This is a genomic window from Massilia sp. 9I (assembly GCF_902506415.1).
Taxonomy (GTDB): Bacteria; Pseudomonadota; Gammaproteobacteria; order Burkholderiales; family Burkholderiaceae_D; genus Telluria.
This window is the reverse complement of record NZ_LR733275.1, coordinates 1165710-1182248: the sequence shown is the minus strand read 5'-3', so window position 1 is coordinate 1182248 and position 16539 is coordinate 1165710. Positions and strand designations below refer to the sequence as shown.

Genomic DNA, 16539 nt, shown 5'->3' with positions numbered 1-16539 from the left:
CGCACCTGCGATTCCCTCAGCACGCCCCCTGCGGTGGGGGAACCGACGCCGCCCCGGACGTAAATGGGCGCGAGCCTCTTACTTCGGCCGGCGTCGCTAGGCATAATCCATTCGGTGTCACCGAACAGCTTCCCCTTGCGCCCCGCTCATCCGGGGCGCTTTTTTTGCCCGGACGCCTGGCGCGTGACAATCCGTGAGCCTGCGCGTCCGCTCCAGATGGCATGATCTGCACGATATCCAACAGGAGGCCTCGATGCGGACAACAGCGATTTACATAGAACGCTGCGCCAACGGCAAAGAATGAACGAGAAAAAATACTGGTTCCCGGCCAAGCCGCCGAGCCATGGATGGGGATGGGGCCTGCCGCTGACCTGGCAGGGCTGGGTGGTCTTCGCGGCCTTCTGGCTGCTGCTGGTCGCGGGGGCGATCCTGATCCTGCCCGCGAGTCCCGGGTGGTTCATGGCCTGGGCCTTCGGGCTCGCCGCGATCCTGATCTTCATTTGCGCGAAGACCGGCGAGCCGCCGGGACCCTTCCTCGGCCGCGATCGACATAAAGGCCCTGGCGGCTGAGCGCTCTCAGAACCCGATCCGACCCTTGCCCGGCGTCGCCCTGAGCCGGATGTCGTCCACGCTCACGCGTTCGCGCCCGGCCGCTAGCGCGTGTCCGAGGCCATCCAGCAAGGTCTTGCGCAGGTCGCGCGGCGACACGTTCACCAGTTTATCGAGCACCACGTCCCCTAGGCGCGGGTCGAAGGCCGCCAGGTTCAGTTCGTCCAGCAGCCCGGCATACATGCGCTGGGCGATGCCGGCCGCCTGCTCGGGCGTCGGCGTGGGCACTTCGTACACTGCCATGCGGTTCAGCAGCGGATGGGGAATGCCTTCGGTGGAGTTGGCGGTCAGGACCCAGAAGATCTGCGAGGCGTCGATCTCGACGTCGATGAATTCGTCACGGAAGCTGCTGGCCGTCTCCGGCTCCAGCAACTGATACAGGGCGGCCAGCGGGTCGGACTGCGAGGAGCCGCTGGCCTTCTCCACTTCATCGAGCACGATCACCGGATTGGCGTACTGCCCGCGCACGAGGCGCTCGGCCACCTTGCCGCATTTCGCGCCGCGCCAGCTGGCCGAGCTGCCGGTGATGACGAAGCCAGCCGACAGGGCGTTCATGCTGATCAGCTCACACTCGGTCTGCATCACGCGCGCCAGGCGCCGCGCGAAGTGGGTCTTGCCCACGCCGGGGCCGCCCAGCAGCAGGATGGGCATGACGTTGAAGCCGCGGTCCCCCGCATGCGCCAGGCGCAAGTAGCGGGCGAGGTCGTCCAGGACTTCCTCGAAATTCGGACATTCTTCAAACAGGGGATCGAGGGCCTCGATCGATGAGGGCTTGGTGACGAAGCGGTCGGCCCCGGTCTCCAGCATGCGCTCGTAGAACGCTTCGAGTTCCGGGGAGCGGCCGCGGCTGCGGTCGAGCGCTTCCTGAACTTCGATCAGGTCGTAGACCGCGCAGGTACGGGCGAGGGTGATGCTCACGGCTTTCTCCTTGGCAGGCCCGCTCCCGTCCAGGCTGCTCCATCCTGCCGAGCGGGCCATGAGCCGGATGGGTTTTTGCCTTGCCTCGATCCTAACGCTTCCGGCCGAGCCGCGCCAATCCTCCACCCCTAATTCTGCAGAGAAATTTATGTTTCCATGAGAAAAGACAACGTCATGACGTGATATTGATCAAACAGAAATGTTGTCAGTACAAGTGAGGTCCAACCTTCAATCAGTTTCCTAAGTGACTGATTTACGAGACATTTTACGTTGACCATCTCTCAATAGAAGGCGCTAAGTCCTTGGTTTCATTAGCAAAATTAGGATTTGCCAAGCGTGAATTCGCTTGACCACTAATCTTGATTCCAATAAAGTGGGAAACAGTGTGAAAAAGTGTCGATTTGTGGGATGGTTTCCGAACCTCAAGCGGCCAAAAAATTCTAAATTGATAATTCTCCAAGCTAGGTAAAGCCGTGTTCCAGGGCGCGTCAGCGATCAATCTCGATGCAAAAGGCCGGATGTCGATCCCGGCCAAGCATCGTGACGCCCTTGCGGTGCAGTGCGAGGGACGGATGACGCTGACCAAGCATCCGCATGGCTGCCTGCTGTTCTTCCCCCGTCCGGTGTGGGAACAGCATCGCGAGCAGATCGCTTCCTGGCCGATGTCGGCAAGGGCGTGGCAGCGCATTTTCCTTGGTAACGCGTGCGATGTCGAGTTGGACAGTGCGGGCAGGGTGCTGATTTCGCCCGAGCTGCGCGCTGCCGTGGGTCTGGAGAAAGAAGTCATGATGTTGGGCATGGGCACCCATTTCGAAATCTGGGATGCCGCCAAGCTTGCCGAAAGCGAAGCCGAGGCTGTTGCCGGCGGCATGCCCGATGTCCTTTCCAATTTCTCCTTCTGAGGCGCCGATGACGGAAACAAACACGGTGCCTGGAGCTTTTCAGCATCGCACGGTGCTGCTGGATGAAGCAGTCGACGCGCTCAACCTGGTGGGAGAGCGCGCCAACGGTACATATATAGATGGCACGTTCGGCCGCGGCGGCCATAGCCGCCTGATCCTGTCGCGACTGGGCCCGCAAGGACGCCTGGTGGCTTTCGACAAGGATCCGCAGGCGATCGCCACCGCGGAGGGGGTGCAGGACGCCCGCTTCACGATCGTGCATGACAGTTTTGCCACGATGCAGGACGCGCTGGCCGCGCGCGGCATCGACCAGGTGGACGGCATTTTGCTGGACCTGGGTATTTCGTCGCCGCAGGTGGACGACGCTTCGCGCGGATTCAGTTTCCGCCAGGATGGGCCGCTGGACATGCGCATGGATACCACGCGCGGGATGTCGGCGGCCGAATGGCTGGCCACCGCGACGGAACAACAACTGGAAAAGGTTATTCGGGATTATGGAGAAGAACGGTTTGCTTTCCAGATTGCAAAGGCGATTGTTGCTCGCCGCGCAGTCCAGCCAATTTCGACCACACGAGAGCTTGCCGCAATCGTGGCAGACACGGTCAAAACCCGCGAAAAGGGCAAGGATCCGGCAACCCGGACCTTTCAGGCTGTCCGGATTTTCATCAATAAAGAGCTTGAAGACCTCGAAGCAGGTCTGAGCGCCGCCTACGCGGTGCTGGCGCCGGGTGCGCGCATGTCCGTGATCAGCTTCCACTCGCTGGAAGACCGCATGGTCAAGCAGTTCCTGGCGTCGAAAGCCAAAGTGGCGCAGCCGGACCGCCGGCTGCCGATCCGCGCTGCCGACCTGCCGCAACCATTGATGAAACTGATCACCAAGACCAAGCCGTCCGACGCGGAAGTCGACGCCAATCCGCGTGCCCGCTCGGCGGTGCTGCGCGTGGCCGAACGCCTGGGAGCCGCTGCGTGAGCGTCAAGCTGAACATCCTCCTGACGGCGGCCGTGGTCGGCTGCGCGCTGTCGGTGGTGAACGCCCGCTACCAGGGACGCCACCTCCTGATCGAACTCGAGCGCCTGAACCAGCATGCGCGCCAGCTCGAAGTCGACTGGACCCAGCTCCAGCTCGACCAGTCGACCCTCGGCAAGAACGAACGCATCGAACAGATCGCGCGCACCAGCCTGAACATGACTCCCTTGAGCCCGGCCCGTACCCAATACCTGACGGAGGGCGCGAAATGAGCCGCGTCGAACGCCGCGCCGTCCCGCGCGTCGCCGCCTCCAAGGGCGTGGCTTTCTCGAAGAGCCCGGTCCTGGCCGTGAACGTCCCGAACTGGCGTTCGCGCCTGGTGCTGTTCGTCCTGTTCTCGGCCTTCGTGGCGCTCGCCGTGCGCGCGCTCTGGCTGCAGGGCGTGTCCACCCAGTTCCTGCAAAAGCAGGGCAAGAGCCGCTACGAGCGCGTGGTCGAACTGCCGGCCGCGCGCGGCAAGATCATGGATCGCCATGGCCAGGTGCTGGCCTCGTCGCTGCCGGTCAAGGCGGTGGCCGCCTTCCCGAAGGAAGTGCTGAAGGAGTCGCCGGACCGGCTGGCCGAGCTGGCGCGCCTGCTCGAGATGCCGCAATCCGAACTGCGCGCCAAGCTCGATCCGAAGCGCACCTACGTCTACCTGAAGCGCCAGGTCGAGATGGACGCGGTGGAGAAGATCGAGAAGCTCAAGATCGAAGGCATCGACACCCGCAAGGAATACAAGCGCTACTACCCGCAGGGCGAAGTGATGACCCACCTGGTGGGCTTCACCAACGTCGAGGACAAGGGCCAGGAAGGCATGGAGCTGTTCCATCAGAAGAACCTGATGGGTGTGCCGGGCAGCCGCCGCGTGATCCGCGACCGCCTCGGCCACATCGCCGAAGACCTTGGCATGTTCCGCGAGCCGCACGAGGGCAAGGACCTGACCCTGTCGGTCGACAGCAAGCTGCAGTACATCGCCTTCACCAGCGTGAAGAACGCGGTCGAGAAGTTCAACGCCCAGGCCGGCGGCGCCGTGGTGCTCGACGTCGAGACCGGCGAAGTGCTGGCCATGGCCAACTACCCGACCTACAACCCGAACGACCGCTCCAAGCTGACCGGCGCCCAGCTGCGCAACCGCGTCATCACCGACACCTTCGAACCCGGCTCGACGATCAAGCCGGTGACGGTGGCGCTCGGCCTCGAGACCAGGCGCATCACCCCGGACACCGTGTTCGACACCAATCCCGGCTTCATGATGGTGACAGGCAAGCGCATCCGCGATACCCACAATTACGGCGTGCGCAACGTCGGCGGCATCATCCAGAAGTCCTCGAACATCGGCGTGGTCAAGATTTCGCAGATGATCCCGGCGCAGGAAATGTGGGAGATGTACACCAAGCTGGGCTACGGCCAGGCGCCGCGCTTCGGCTTCCCGGGCGCCACCGCCGGCCGTGTTCGTCCATGGAAATCGTGGAAGCCGATCGAGTACGCCAACATGGCCTTCGGCCACGGCCTGTCGGTGTCGCTGCTGCAGATGGCGCGCTCGTACATGATCTTCGCCCGCAACGGCGACATCATTCCGCTCTCCTTCCTGAAGGTGGACGAGAAGCCGGTCGGCCAGCAGGTGATCTCGCCGAAGACCGCGGCCCAGGTGCGCACCATGCTCGAATCCGTGGTGAGCCCGGAAGGCACCGCCTCCAAGGCGCAAGTGCCGGGCTACCGCGTGGGCGGCAAGACCGGCACCGCGGAAAAGATCGTCAACGGCCGCTACTCGCGCACCGACAACATCGGCTACTTCGTCGGCATCGCGCCGATGTCGAAACCGCGCTTCATCATCGCGGTCATGATCGACAACCCGCGCGGCGCCTTGCGGACCGGCGGCAGTGTCGCGGCGCCGACCGCCGCCGACCTGGCGGCCAACGCATTGCGGGCGGCGAACGTACCGCCCGACTCATCGATCACCGACATCATCATCCCGGACGAACCGGTAGAGGAGAGCTTGTGATGGCGATGAGCCTGAACGATATCCACCAGTGGATCCGTGCCGCCGCCCCAGGCGGCCGACTCGTTTCTGACTCCCGCCGCGTCGCGAAGGGAGACGTGTTCTTCGCCTACCCGGGCGAAGCCTCGGACGGCCGCGCCTACATCGCCGCCGCGATCGCCGCCGGCGCGGCCGCCGTCGTGTACGAAGAACACGGCTACAGCTGGGATGCTTCGCACGAGGTCGCGCACCTGGCCGTCGCCAACCTGAAGAAGAACGCCGGGCCGATCGCGCACGGCGTCTTGGAGCGTCCGGACGCCGGCATGTTCACCGTCGCCGTCACCGGCACCAACGGCAAGACCTCGTGCGCGGTGTGGACCGGGCAGGCGCTGGCGCGCCTCGGCGAGACCGCCGCCGTGATCGGCACCCTCGGTGTCGGCATCGTGAAAGGAAAGGGCGAACCGCAATTTGACGCCACCGGCTACACCACGCCGGACGCGGTGCTGCTGGCCCAGACGCTCAGCGACCTGCGCGCCGAGGGCACGAATGCGCTGGCGATCGAAGCCTCGTCGATCGGCCTGGTGCAGGACCGCGCCGCCGGCATGCACTTCGACGTCGCCATCTTCACCAACCTGACCCGCGACCACCTCGACTTCCACGGCACGATGGAGAACTACGAGGCGGCCAAGGTCAAGCTGTTCGAGTGGGAAGGCTTGAAGAATGCCGTGGTCAACCTGGACGATCCGGCCGGCCTGCGCCTCGTCGCCCACCTGCGCAAGAACTTCGCGCAGCTGCCGGTCACCGGCTACACGCTCAAGAGCGAAACCGAACAGCCGGCCATCGAAGGCGTCGGCATCCTGCGGGCCTCGAACCTGCGCAGCCGCCATGCGGGCACCGACTTCAACGTCGATAGCCCGGCCGGCAACGCGCTGGTGAAGACGCAGCTGGTCGGCCACTTCAACGTCAGCAATGCGCTGGCGGTGCTGGGCGCGCTGCTGGCCAAGGGCGTGGCCCTGAAGAACGCAGTGGAAGCCATCGAGGCCTTGGTGCCGGCCCCGGGCCGCATGCAGCAGATCGGCGGCCAGGACGCGCCGATGGTCGTGATCGACTACGCGCACACCCCGGACGCGCTGGAAAAGACCTTGACGGCACTGCGCCAGGTGGCGCAAGAGCGCGGCGGCGAGCTGTGGTGCGTGTTCGGCTGCGGCGGCGACCGTGATCCGGGCAAGCGTCCGCAGATGGGCGCCATCGCCCAGGCGGCCGACCATGTGCTCGTCACCAGCGACAACCCGCGCAGCGAAGAGCCGGCCGACATCATTGCCCAGATCGTCGCCGGCATGGACAAGCGCAGTGATAACACCTACCAGGCGGTGGAAGACCGCGCGAACGCGATCCTGCTGGCCGTGAAGAACGCCGGCAAGCAGGACGTGATCCTGCTGGCAGGGAAGGGCCATGAGCCCTACCAGGAAATCAAGGGCAAGAAGATGCCGTTCTCCGATGCCGACCACGCCACGCTGGCCTTGAGCGCGCGGCTCACCATGATGAGGACTCACTGATGCGCGGTACGCTCGCACAACTGGCAGCCAGCATCCCGGGCGCACGGCTCGTGGGTGGCGACGCCGCCTTCGACGGCGTCTCGACGGACAGCCGCACGGCGCCTGGTGGCGCGCTGTTCGTCGCCCTGAAGGGCGAAAGCTTCGACGCCCACAGCTTCCTGGACCAGGTCGCCGCACGCGGCGTGGCCGCCGCAGTAGTTAATGAAAATGCGGTGCACCAGCTGCCCGACGGCTGGACCCTGCCGGCCATCGTGGTGCCGGACACCCTGGTGGCTCTCGGCCGCATCGCCAATTTCTGGCGCACCCACTTCACCATTCCCGTCATCGGCGTGACCGGCTCGAATGGCAAGACCACGGTCAAGGAAATGATCGCGTCGATCCTGGCGGCGGCCTTCGGCGAGGACGCCCGCCTGGCGACCCAGGGAAACCTGAACAACGAGATCGGCGTGCCGCTGACGCTGTTCCGCCTCGGCCCGCAGCACCGCGCGGCCGTGATCGAGATGGGCATGAACCATCCGGGTGAGATCGGCCGCCTGGCCGCGATCGCCGCACCGACTGTCGCGATGGTCAACAATGCCCAGCGCGAGCACCAGGAATTCATGCATACCGTGGAAGCGGTGGCGCGCGAGAACGGTTCCGTGTTGGCAGCGCTGCCAGGCGACGGAGTCGCGGTGTTCCCCGGCGACGATACCTATACCGATCTGTGGCGCGAGCTGGCGAACTGCGACGTGCTGACCTTCGGCCTGAGCGACGCCTGCGACGTGCGTGCGAGCTATACGTCGACCGGCTTCGGCAACGAGCTGGCCGTGAGCGCCAGCGGCGCACAGTTCACGGTCCGGCTGGCTGCGGCCGGCGACCATAACGTGCGCAATGCGCTGGCGGCGATCGCCAGCACGCTGGCGGCCGGCATCCCGCAAGATGCCGTCGTGCGCGGCCTCGAATCCTTCGCCCCGGTCGGCGGCCGCCTGCAGCGCAAGCAGGCCGCGAGCGGCGCGACCGTCATCGACGACACCTACAACGCCAATCCCGACTCGATGCGCGCCGCGATCGACGTGCTGGCTGCGTATCCGGCGCCGCGCATCCTGGTGGTGGGCGACATGGGCGAAGTCGGCACGCAGGGAAAAGAGTTTCACGAAGAAGTCGGTGCCTACGCGCAGCAGCGTGGCATCGAACACGTGCTCGCCACCGGCGAACTCGCGCAGAACATGCGCGCGTCGGGAGCACGGCATTACGAGCAGTTCGACGCATTATTGGCAGCACTGGATTCAACACTGGGCGGCAATAGCAACGCGACTGTGCTGGTGAAGGGCTCGCGCTTCATGAAGATGGAACGCGTGGTCCAGCACCTGACCGGACAAACCATTTTGAAAGACGCCCACTGACATGCTTCTCTGGCTCGCCCAATACTTCCAGGACTACATCGGCCCGCTGCGCGTGTTCAACTACATCACGTTCCGCGCGGTCTTCGCGACCATCACCGCGATCACCATCGGCCTGCTCTGTGGCCCGGTCGTGATCCGCAAGCTGACCGCCATGAAGGTCGGCCAGGCCGTGCGCACCTACGGCCCGCAGACCCACCTGGCCAAGCATGGCACCCCGACCATGGGCGGCGTGCTGGTCCTGATCTCGATCGGCATCTCGACCCTGCTGTGGTGCGACCTGTCGAACCGCCTGATCTGGCCGGTGCTGGTCGTGACCATGGGCTTCGGCGCCGTCGGCTGGGTCGACGACTACCGCAAGGTGGTCTACAAGGACCCGGAGGGCATGCGTTCGCGCGAAAAGTATTTCTGGATGTCGCTGGTGGGCGTCGCCTCGGCGCTCTACCTGGCGTTCTCGGTGTCGGCCGCGAACCCATGGGAAGTGCTGCAGCTGTTCTATGCCTGGGTGCAGTCGGGCTTCTCGATGACCCTGCCGCCGAAGGCCGACCTGATCGTCCCCTTCTTCAAGTCGATCAGCTATCCGCTGGGCGTGTGGGGCTTCATCGCGCTGACCTACTGCGTGATCGTCGGCTCCTCGAACGCGGTCAACTTTACCGACGGCCTGGACGGCCTGGCGATCATGCCGACCGTGATGGTCGGCGGCGCCCTCGGCCTGTTCGCCTACCTGACCGGCAGCGCGACCTTCTCGAAATACCTGTTCATCCCGTACATCCCGGGCGCCGGCGAACTCCTGATCTTCTGTGGCGCAATGGCGGGCGCGGGCCTGGCCTTTCTCTGGTATAACGCGCACCCCGCGCAGATGTTCATGGGCGACGTCGGCGCGCTGGCGCTGGGCGGCGCGCTCGGCACCATCGCCGTCATCGTGCGCCAGGAAATCGTCCTGTTCATCATGGGCGGCGTGTTCGTGGCCGAGACCCTGTCGGTGATCATCCAGGTCACCTGGTTCAAGTACACCAAGAAGCGCTACGGCGCCGGGCGCCGCGTGTTCCTGATGGCGCCGCTTCACCACCATTTCGAACAAAAGGGCTGGAAGGAGACCAAGGTCGTGGTCCGCTTCTGGATCGTGACCATGATGCTGGTCCTGGTTGGTTTGTCTACCCTGAAGCTGCGCTGAGAATGAACTACGAAGGCAAATCCGCACTGGTGCTGGGCCTGGGTGAATCCGGGCTGGCGATGGCGCAATGGCTGGCCCGTTGCGGCGCGCGCGTGCGCGTGGCCGACACGCGTACCGAGCCGCAGCGCCTGTTCGCCCTGCGCCAGGCGGTGCCGAACGCGGAATTCGTCGGCGGCGCCTTCGCCGCCAGCCTGCTCGAGGGCATGGACTTCGTCGCCGTCAGCCCGGGCCTGGCCCCGAACCGCGAACTGGCCGAGATCGCACCAGGCGCGCACGAACGCAACATCCCCGTGTGGGGCGAGATCGAACTGTTCGCGCAAGCGCTCGCGCACCTGCGCACCGAACAGGGCTATGCGCCGAAAGTCATCGCGATCACCGGCACCAACGGCAAGACCACCGTCACCAGCCTGACCGGCCTGCTGTGCCGCCGCTCCGGCCTGTCGACCCGCGTGGCCGGCAACATCAGCCCGGCCGCGCTCGACGTGCTGCGCGAAGTCCTGGACGCCAATGAGCTGCCGCAGGCCTGGGTGCTGGAGCTGTCCAGCTTCCAGCTGCACACCACCTTCAGCCTGCAGGCCGATGCCGCCACCGTGCTGAACCTGACCCAGGACCACCTCGACTGGCACGGCAGCATGGATGCCTATGCCGCCGACAAGGCGCGCATCTTCGGCACCGCTACCACCCGCGTGCTGAACCGCGACGACGCCATCGTCATGCGCATGACTGCGGTCGAGACGCCGACCTATACCTTCGGCACCGGCGAACCGACTGAGCCGAACAGCTTCGGCCTGGTCAGCGAGCGCGGCGTGCTGTGGCTGGCGAACACCGTTGCGCTGGACGACGAGCCGCCGAAAAAACTGAAAAAAGGCGAAGTAGCGCCGCCCGTCGAAGTGACGCTCAATCGCCTGATGCCGGCCGATGCGCTCAAGATCCGCGGCCTGCACAACGCCTCCAACGCGCTGGCCGCGCTGGCCCTGTGCCGCGCCTGCGGCCTGCCGCTGGCGCCGCTGCTGCACGGCCTGCGCGAATACGCGGGCGAACCGCACCGCGTGGAGCTGGTCGCGAATATCGACGGCGTCGATTTTTACGACGACAGCAAGGGCACCAACGTCGGCGCCACCGTCGCCGCGCTGGAAGGCCTGGGCAAGGCCTTCGCCGGCGAAGACCAGCAGATCCTCCTGATCGCCGGCGGTGACGGCAAGGGCCAGGACTTCGCGCCGCTCGCGCTGCCGAGCTCGCGCTATGTGCGCGCCGTGCTGCTGATCGGGCGCGATGCGCCGGCCATCAAGGCCGCGATCGAACCGACCGGCGTGCCGCTGTTCGACCTGCCAGGCTTGCCCGAGGCGGTCCGCCGCGCCGCCGGCCTGGCGCGTCCGGGCGACGCCGTGCTGCTGTCGCCCGCCTGCGCCAGCCTCGACATGTTCACCAACTACGCGCACCGCGCGCAGGTGTTCGTCGACGCGGTGCGCGACATCGCACTGGAAAAGGGACAGGAAATCTGATGGCCTTCCAGATCCCGTTCAAATTCTCCGGTTCCAGCAGCGACGCATTGACCTCGGCGCGCAGCCGGCCGTCGAAGATGATGGACTACGACCAGCCGCTGGTCTGGGTGGTTGTGCTGCTCATGATGTTCGGCCTGGTAATGGTGTATTCGGCCTCGATCGCGCTGCCGGACTCGCCCAAGTTCGCCTATCTGGCGAACAAGAACGAATACTTCCTGCTGCGCCAGATAGCCTACATCGCCGTGTCGATGGCTGCCGCGGCAGTGGTGTTCCAGATTCCAGTGGCGGTGTGGCAGAAGTGGGCGCCCATGATGTTCATCGGGACCCTGGTGCTGCTCATGATCGTGCTGATCCCGGGCATCGGCCATTCCGTCAACGGCGCGCGGCGCTGGATCCCATTGAAGGTCATGCTGCTGCAGCCGTCCGAGATCATGAAGATCGCGGCGGTGCTCTATGCGGCCGACTTCACGGTGCGCAAGCAGGAATACATGCACAAGCTGACCAAGGGCTTCCTGCCGATGATGGTCGCGATCGGCATGGTGGGCGGCCTGCTGCTGATGGAACCGGACCTGGGCGCCTTCGGCGTGATCGTTTGCATCTCGATGGGCATCCTGTTCCTTGGCGGGATCAACATCGTCTGGTTCGGCGGCATCGGCGCGCTGCTGGTGGTGATCTTCAGCGCGATCATCGCGCTGTCGCCGTTCCGCCGCGCGCGCATGTTCGCCTATCTCGACCCGTGGGCCGATGGCCACGCGCTCGACAAGGCGTACCAGTTAACGCATTCATTGATCGCTTTCGGACGCGGCGAGTTCTTCGGCGTCGGCCTGGGCGGCAGCGTCGAGAAGCTCTTCTACCTGCCGGAAGCGCACACCGACTTCATCATGGCCGTGATCGGCGAAGAGCTGGGCCTGGCCGGCGTGCTGGTCGTGATCGCGATGTTCTACTGGCTCGTAAAACGCGCCTTCGACATCGGCCGCCAGGCGATTGCCCTGGACCAGACTTTCGCGGGCCTGGTGGCCAAGGGCATCGGCATCTGGATCGGCACCCAGGTCTTCATCAACATGGGCGTCAACCTGGGCCTCCTGCCGACCAAGGGCCTGACCCTGCCTTTGATGAGTTTCGGCGGCTCGGGCGTGATGTTCAACTGCATCGGCCTGGCGATCCTGCTCCGGATCGACTACGAGAACCGGGTGCGCATGCGGGGAGGGCGCTCATGACCAAGCGCCTGATGATCATGGCGGCCGGCACCGGCGGCCACATCTTCCCCGGCATCGCGATCGCGCAGACCATGCGCGCGCGTGGCTGGGAAGTGTCCTGGCTGGGCACCGCGCACGGCATGGAAACGGACTTGGTCCCGAAAGCCGGCATCCCGATGGACAGCATCGACTTCGCCGGCCTGCGCGGCAAGGGTCTGGCGCACACCATCACGGGCGCCTTCAAGATGATCGGCAGCTTTATCGCTTGCCGTGGCTACCTCGCCAAACGCAAGCCCGACGTGGTGCTGGGCATGGGTGGCTACGTCACCGTGCCGGGCGGGATGATGGCGCGCTCGCGCGGCATTCCGCTGGCCCTGGTGAACGCCGACGCCGCGCTGCTGCTGTCGAACAAGACCCTGGCGCCGATGGCCCAGCGCGTGCTGTTCGGCTTCCCGGCAGATTTCGGCAAGGCGGCCGGCAAGGCCGTCGTCACCGGCAATCCCGTGCGCCAGCAGATCCTGGACCTGCCGGCGCCAGGCCAGCGCTTCGTTGGCCGCAGTGGTCCGCTGCGCATCCTGGTCGTGGGCGGCAGCCTGGGCGCCAAGGTGCTGAACGACAGCGTGCCGGCGGCCCTGGCGACCATCGACCCGGCCGTGCGTCCGGTCGTGACCCACCAGTCGGGCAAGAAGAACATCGATGCCCTGCGCGCGGCGTATGCGCAGGCCGGCGTCAGCGCCAACGTGGTCGACTTCATCGACGACATGGCCGCCGCCTACGCGAACGCCGACCTGGTGATCTGCCGCGCCGGCGCGATCACGGTGTCGGAACTGACCGCAGCCGGCGTGGCCAGCGTGCTGGTGCCGTTTGTGGCCAGCACCACCAGCCACCAGCGCGATAACGCGATCTGGATGCATGAGCAACAAGCAGCGCTGCACCTGCCGCAGGGCGAACTCAATCCGCAGCGGCTGGCAAGCCTGCTGCAAACGACGACCCGTGAAGACTGCCTGGCAATGGCGCAGGCAGCGCACAAGGTCGGGAAACGCGACGCCAATGAGGCGATCGCACGGGAACTCGAGAAACTGGCAGGGATGAGCAAATAAGCATGAAGCACAAGATCAAGAACATCCATTTCGTCGGTATCGGTGGCAGCGGCATGAGCGGCATCGCCGAAGTGCTGCTCAACCTCGGCTACAACGTGTCGGGCTCGGATCTGGCCAGCAATGCCGCCAGCCAGCGCCTCGCCGAACTGGGCGCGCGCGTGTACACCGGCCACTCGGCCGAGCACGTAATCGGCGCCAACGTGGTCGTGACCTCGACCGCCGTCAACGAAGCCAATCCGGAAGTGATGGCTGCCCGCGCCGCCAAGGTGCCGGTGGTGCCGCGCGCGATCATGCTCGGTGAACTGATGCGCCTGAAGCGCGGCATCGCGATTGCCGGTACCCACGGCAAGACCACCACCACCAGCCTGGTGGCGTCGGTGCTGGCGTCCGGCGGCATGGACCCGACCTTCGTGATCGGCGGACGCCTGACCGCGGCCGGCGCCAACGCCAAGCTCGGCTCGGGCGACTACATCGTGGCCGAGGCCGACGAGTCGGACGCTTCGTTCCTGAACCTGACCCCGATGATCGAGGTGATCACCAACATCGACGCCGACCACATGGACACCTACGAGCACGACTTCGAGAAGCTCAAGGCCGCGTTCGTGAACTTCACCCACCGCCTGCCGTTCTACGGCCGCGCCATGCTGTGCATCGACGACCCGCACGTGCGCGCCATCCTGCCGCAGGTGACCAAGCCGGTGACGACCTACGGCTTCTCGGAAGACGCCGAAGTGCGCGCTTTCGACGCCCATGCCGAAGGTGTGCAGATGCACTTCACCGTGCGCCAGCAGGGCTACCCGGACGCGAAATTCGTGCTGAACCAGCCGGGCATGCACAACGTGCTCAACGCCTGCTCGGCGATCGCGATCGCGCGCGAGATCGGCATCAGCGACGAACAGACCAACCAGGGCCTGCAGGAATTCCGCGGCGTCGGCCGTCGCTTCACCCGCTACGGCGAAGTCGCCATCCCCGGCGGCGGCAGCTTCACCCTGGTGGACGATTTCGGTCACCACCCGGTCGAGACCGAGGTGACCCTGGCCGCCGCGCGCGCCGCCTATCCGGGCCGGCGCCTGGTGCTGGCCTTCCAGCCGCACCGCTACAGCCGCACGCGCGACCTGTTCGAGGACTTCGTGAAAGTGCTGGCCACCCCGGACGTGCTGCTGCTGGCCGACGTCTACCCGGCCGGCGAAGCGCCGATCGTGGCCGCCGACGGCCGCGCCCTGGCGCGCGCGCTGCGCACCGGCGGCAAGGTGGAACCGATTTTTGTCGAGACGATCGCCGACATGCCCGCCGCCATCCTGAATGCGGTGCGCGACGGCGACGTCGTCATGACCATGGGCGCCGGCTCGATCAGCGGCGTCCCGCACCAACTGACCAATGCAAAGGCTTGACGCTGTGAATACCCAGAACGCTACCAACTCCACCTTCGACCCGGCAGCCTTCGGCAAGGTTGGCGTGCTGTTCGGCGGCCGCTCCGCCGAGCGTGACGTGTCGATCATGTCGGGCACCGGCGTGCTCAATGCCCTCAAGAGCCGCGGCGTCGACGCCCACGCCTTCGATCCGGGCACCCAATCCCTGGCCGAACTGGCCGAACAGAAGTTCGACCGCGTCTTCATCGCGCTGCACGGCCGCTACGGCGAAGACGGCAGCCTGCAGGGCGCCCTCGAGCAGCTCGGCATTCCCTATACCGGCAGCGGTGTGATGGCTTCCAGCGTCGGCATGGACAAGATCACCACCAAGAAGATCTGGAAGATGGACGAGATCCCGACGCCGGACTACATGTCGATCGATCCGTCCACCGACCTCGATGAAGTGCTGGTCGCGCTCGGCCTGCCTATGATCGTCAAGCCGCCGCTCGAAGGCTCGACCATCGGCATCACCAAGGTCAACAAGGCCGAAGAGCTGAAGGCCGCGGTCGAGCTGGCGATGGGCTTCGATCCGGTCGTGCTGGCCGAGGAATTCGTCACCGGCCGTGAATTCACCGTGGCCGTGCTGGGCACCGGCAAGCTTGCCCGCGCCCTGCCGATCGTCGAGATCGTGGCCCCGGAAGGCAACTACGACTACCAGAACAAGTACTTCACCGACGACACCCAGTACCACTGCCCGGCGCCGCTCGACGCGGCCCTGACGGAAGAGATCCAGCGCCACGCCGTGAACGCCTACCGCGCGCTCGGCTGCGAAGGCTGGGGCCGGGTCGACGTGCTGGTGCGTAAAGAGGACATGCGTCCCTTCCTGCTGGAGGTGAACACCTCGCCGGGCATGACCTCGCACTCGCTGGTGCCGATGGCCGCCCGTGCGGTAGGCATCAGCTACGAAGACCTGTGCCTGGAAATCCTGGCATCGGCGCGCCTGAAAATGGCAAAGGCAAAGGAATAAAGACGCATGTGGCATGACGTCCGCACCCTCAACGCAACCGCCAGCAGCCTGGTGGCGCTGGTGGTGCTCGCCTGTATCGGGTCCGGCGTGTGGTGGCTGTCGCAGCGTCCGATGTTCTCGCTGAAGGCGGTGACGGTGGAAAGCATGTACGCGCTGCCGCTGCGCCACGTGAACGAACTTACGGTGCGCAACGGCGTGATCGGCAAGATCCGCGGGAATTTCTTCACCACGGATTTGGACCAGGTGCGCACGACTTTTGAAACCGTGCCCTGGGTGCGCCGCGCCACGGTGCGCCGTGAGTGGCCGAACCAGCTGATCGTCGAGGTCGAAGAGCACGAAGCGCTCGGCACCTGGGGTGAGGATGGCCGCCTGCTGTCGATCAAGGGCGATGTATTTACCGCCAACCTGGCCGAGGCGGACGATGACCACGAGCTGCCGGCCTTCGCGGGCCCCAAGGGCAGCGAGAAGGACGTGCTGGCGCGCTTTGCCGAGCTGCGCTCGTGGTTCGCGCCGGTGCAGCTGGCGCCGCAGTCGCTGTCGCTGTCCGACCGGTATGCCTGGACCGTGAAGCTGGACAACGGCATGAGCGTGGCCCTGGGCCGCGAGCAGGACAAGGATACGCTGAAGAAGCGCGTGCAGCGGCTGGTGGGCGTCTACCCGCAGCTGGTCGCGCGACTGCAGGAAGGACGCATCGACACCATCGACATGCGCTACCCGAACGGGCTGGCGCTGTCCTCGGCGGCCCTGGCGGTGCCGCTCGATGCGACCAAGCCGGTGAAGCCGGCAAAGAAGAAACCGAATCAACCCAACAAAACAACCAAGCAAACATAAGCAGGCAAC

15 protein-coding genes are annotated in these 16539 nt (G+C 65.5%); 14 read left to right on the top strand and 1 reads right to left on the bottom strand.

Annotated elements, in window-relative coordinates:
* Positions 1 to 300: 300 nt before the first annotated feature.
* Positions 301 to 570, top strand: a complete 270-nt coding sequence (locus GV068_RS05300; protein ID WP_159696339.1) for a hypothetical protein — start codon at positions 301 to 303, stop codon at positions 568 to 570.
* 6 nt (positions 571 to 576) lie between these two features.
* On the opposite strand, the gene GV068_RS05295 is transcribed toward GV068_RS05300, so the two are convergent.
* Positions 577 to 1527: an AAA family ATPase gene (locus tag GV068_RS05295; protein ID WP_201303245.1), complete on the bottom strand. Its 951-nt coding sequence runs from the start codon at positions 1525 to 1527 to the stop codon at positions 577 to 579.
* Positions 1528 to 2000: 473 nt separating this feature from the next.
* Here GV068_RS05295 and mraZ point away from each other — a divergent pair, with 473 nt between their 5' ends.
* From mraZ to GV068_RS05230, 13 genes are read left to right on the top strand one after another with little or no spacing between them, the layout of a single operon-like run.
* Positions 2001 to 2429 (top strand): division/cell wall cluster transcriptional repressor MraZ, encoded by a 429-nt coding sequence (gene mraZ, locus GV068_RS05290; RefSeq protein ID WP_159696337.1) that lies wholly within the window; start codon positions 2001 to 2003, stop codon positions 2427 to 2429.
* Between the two features lie 7 nt (positions 2430 to 2436).
* Positions 2437 to 3399: a 16S rRNA (cytosine(1402)-N(4))-methyltransferase RsmH gene (rsmH, locus tag GV068_RS05285; protein WP_159696336.1), complete on the top strand. Its 963-nt coding sequence runs from the start codon at positions 2437 to 2439 to the stop codon at positions 3397 to 3399.
* On the top strand, positions 3396 to 3668 hold the full coding sequence (gene ftsL, locus GV068_RS05280) for a cell division protein FtsL (protein ID WP_159696335.1): 273 nt from the start codon (positions 3396 to 3398) through the stop codon (positions 3666 to 3668). Before rsmH ends, ftsL begins: the two co-directional genes overlap by 4 nt.
* Entirely contained in the window at positions 3665 to 5440 is a 1776-nt protein-coding gene (locus tag GV068_RS05275) for a penicillin-binding protein 2 (protein ID WP_159696334.1), read from the top strand. The genes ftsL and GV068_RS05275 overlap by 4 nt, the downstream gene beginning before the upstream one ends.
* Positions 5440 to 6972, top strand: coding sequence for a UDP-N-acetylmuramoyl-L-alanyl-D-glutamate--2,6-diaminopimelate ligase (locus GV068_RS05270; RefSeq protein ID WP_159696333.1), 1533 nt, complete (start codon positions 5440 to 5442; stop codon positions 6970 to 6972). Before GV068_RS05275 ends, GV068_RS05270 begins: the two co-directional genes overlap by 1 nt.
* Positions 6972 to 8354 carry a UDP-N-acetylmuramoyl-tripeptide--D-alanyl-D-alanine ligase gene (murF, locus tag GV068_RS05265; protein WP_159696332.1) on the top strand — a complete coding sequence of 461 codons (1383 nt, stop codon included), beginning with the start codon at positions 6972 to 6974 and terminating at the stop codon, positions 8352 to 8354. The genes GV068_RS05270 and murF overlap by 1 nt, the downstream gene beginning before the upstream one ends.
* Position 8355: 1 nt before the next feature.
* Positions 8356 to 9525 carry a phospho-N-acetylmuramoyl-pentapeptide-transferase gene (mraY, locus tag GV068_RS05260; protein ID WP_159696331.1) on the top strand — a complete coding sequence of 390 codons (1170 nt, stop codon included), beginning with the start codon at positions 8356 to 8358 and terminating at the stop codon, positions 9523 to 9525.
* A 2-nt stretch (positions 9526 to 9527) separates the two neighbouring features.
* Complete coding sequence (gene murD / locus GV068_RS05255; RefSeq protein WP_159696330.1) at positions 9528 to 11027, top strand: UDP-N-acetylmuramoyl-L-alanine--D-glutamate ligase; 1500 nt, start codon at positions 9528 to 9530, stop codon at positions 11025 to 11027.
* Positions 11027 to 12244, top strand: coding sequence for a putative lipid II flippase FtsW (gene ftsW / locus GV068_RS05250; protein ID WP_159696329.1), 1218 nt, complete (start codon positions 11027 to 11029; stop codon positions 12242 to 12244). The genes murD and ftsW overlap by 1 nt, the downstream gene beginning before the upstream one ends.
* Complete coding sequence (gene murG / locus GV068_RS05245) at positions 12241 to 13323, top strand: undecaprenyldiphospho-muramoylpentapeptide beta-N-acetylglucosaminyltransferase (RefSeq protein ID WP_229463767.1); 1083 nt, start codon at positions 12241 to 12243, stop codon at positions 13321 to 13323. Before ftsW ends, murG begins: the two co-directional genes overlap by 4 nt.
* Positions 13324 to 13325: 2 nt before the next feature.
* The gene (murC, locus tag GV068_RS05240; protein WP_159696328.1) at positions 13326 to 14714 is read left to right on the top strand and encodes a UDP-N-acetylmuramate--L-alanine ligase; all 1389 of its coding nucleotides are present in this window, start codon (positions 13326 to 13328) and stop codon (positions 14712 to 14714) included.
* Positions 14715 to 14718: 4 nt separating this feature from the next.
* Positions 14719 to 15699, top strand: coding sequence for a D-alanine--D-alanine ligase (locus GV068_RS05235; RefSeq protein ID WP_229463765.1), 981 nt, complete (start codon positions 14719 to 14721; stop codon positions 15697 to 15699).
* A gap of 6 nt (positions 15700 to 15705) precedes the next feature.
* Positions 15706 to 16530: a cell division protein FtsQ/DivIB gene (locus tag GV068_RS05230; RefSeq protein ID WP_159696326.1), complete on the top strand. Its 825-nt coding sequence runs from the start codon at positions 15706 to 15708 to the stop codon at positions 16528 to 16530.
* The last annotated feature ends 9 nt before the right edge of the window (positions 16531 to 16539 follow it).